This window comes from Mesorhizobium sp. M1A.F.Ca.IN.020.06.1.1 (genome assembly GCF_004023265.1).
GTDB lineage: Bacteria > Pseudomonadota > Alphaproteobacteria > Rhizobiales > Rhizobiaceae > Mesorhizobium.
In genome coordinates this window covers 1-1561 of the sequence record NZ_RZSR01001184.1, presented here as the reverse complement: position 1 = coordinate 1561, position 1561 = coordinate 1, and the positions used below count along the sequence as shown (strand labels likewise).

The 1561-nt window shown below is 63.9% G+C and carries 1 protein-coding gene and 1 pseudogene; both read left to right on the top strand.

All coding sequences use genetic code 11. The annotated features are described in order from the left end of the window. Positions 1–324: pseudogene (locus EOA60_RS32295) on the top strand (thymidylate kinase); the annotation flags it as partial. Further along, a complete protein-coding gene (locus EOA60_RS32290) occupies positions 321–1376 on the top strand; it encodes a DNA polymerase III subunit delta' (RefSeq protein ID WP_095825414.1) in 1056 nt (351 codons plus the stop codon). The pseudogene EOA60_RS32295 and the gene EOA60_RS32290, both read left to right, overlap by 4 nt. The last annotated feature ends 185 nt before the right edge of the window (positions 1377–1561 follow it).

The window sequence follows — 1561 nt, the reverse complement described above, 5'->3', positions numbered from 1 at the left end:
GAAGCGCTGGAGGCGGTCGCCATCAACGGCATGGTCCCCGACATGACGCTGATCTTCGACATTGATCCGGCCGAAGGTCTGAAGCGCGCGGCGGCACGCCGTGGCGCCGGCGACAGCGCCGATCGCTTCGAGAAGGAGACTGTGGCCATCCACCAGCGCCGGCGGGAGGCTTTCCTGGCGATCGCCGAGGCGGAGCCGGATCGCTGCATAGTGATCGATGCGTCGGCCGATCCCGAAACGGTGGAAAACGTCGTCACCGCGGCCGTGTTCGCGGTGCTGGAAAAGCGGATGCCGGTGCAAAGGAAGCAGACGGCGCCTGCATGATCTTCGAACGCATCGCCCCCGAACAGCACGACACGTTGGACGGCGTTCCCGAGCCATCGGAAACTTCGCGGCTGATCGGCCACGCGCAGACGGCGGGCATGCTTGCCACCGCTTACCGCGCCGGCAAGCTGCCGCATGCGCTGATCCTCGCCGGGCCGCACGGCATCGGCAAGGCCACGCTTGCCTTCCACCTGGCGCATCACCTTCTCAGACATCCCGATTTTGCGGCCGCGCCCGAAGCGCTTGCCGTTCCAGATCCGGCCTCGTCGCTGTTTCGCCAGATCGCTACCGGCGCGCATCCTTCGGTGCTGCATCTCACCCGTCCGGCCAACGACAAGACCAAAAGCTTCAAGACTGTGCTAACCGTCGACGAGATACGCAAGGTCAGCCGCTTCCTGTCTATGACCTCGCATGACGGCAGCTACCGCGTCGTCATCGTCGATCCGGCCGACGACATGAACACTAATGCCGCCAATGCCTTGCTCAAGAATCTTGAGGAGCCTCCGGCGCGCACCCTGTTCATCCTCATCGTCCATGCGCCGGGCAGCCTGTTGCCGACGATCCGGTCGCGGTGTCAAATGGTGCGGCTGACGCCGCTTGCGCCGGACGAATTGATGGGTGTGCTGGAAGGCATCGAGCCGCCGCCGCCGGTCGATCCGGCGGCGCGCGCGGCTTTGGCCGAGCGGGCAGGGGGCAGCGCGCGCAACGCGATCCTGCTTACCCAGTATGGCGGGCTGGAAATCGCCGGCGCGCTCGACGCGCTGGTGGCGGCGCAAAAGCCGGACATTGCCGCTGCCCATCGGCTTGCCGAAGCCGTTGCCGGCCGCGACCAGGCGATCCAATTCGATATCTTCAACCGCCGCGCGCTCGATCTGCTGTCGGCCGCCGCCAGCGAAGCGGCCTTAGCCGGCGACCTCGCCAGGGCCAAAACGCTGTCCGACGCTTGGCACGAGGCCGTGAACACGATATCTGAGGCAGAGACCTACAATCTCGACAAGAAGCAGCACGCCCTGACCATGATCGACCGCCTGAATTCTGTGATGCGAATGTGACGGTTTTCTTAGTGCATGCCGCTGCCCCAAAACCGGGCACCACTTTCGGGCGGCATGCATCGGGATGGCAATCGCCATGCCGATAGTTTATCCACCGCCACAACTCACATTCAGACCTTCATGACGGTTCATTCATGTCACGCGAAAAATCCTACCTGACCACGCCGATTTTCTATCCGAATGGC

What these genes read in the sequence shown, in the direction of transcription:
- EOA60_RS32290 (WP_095825414.1), top strand. Translation starts at nt 321, where the DNA reads ATGATCTTCGAACGCATCGCCCCCGAACAGCACGACACGTTGGACGGC.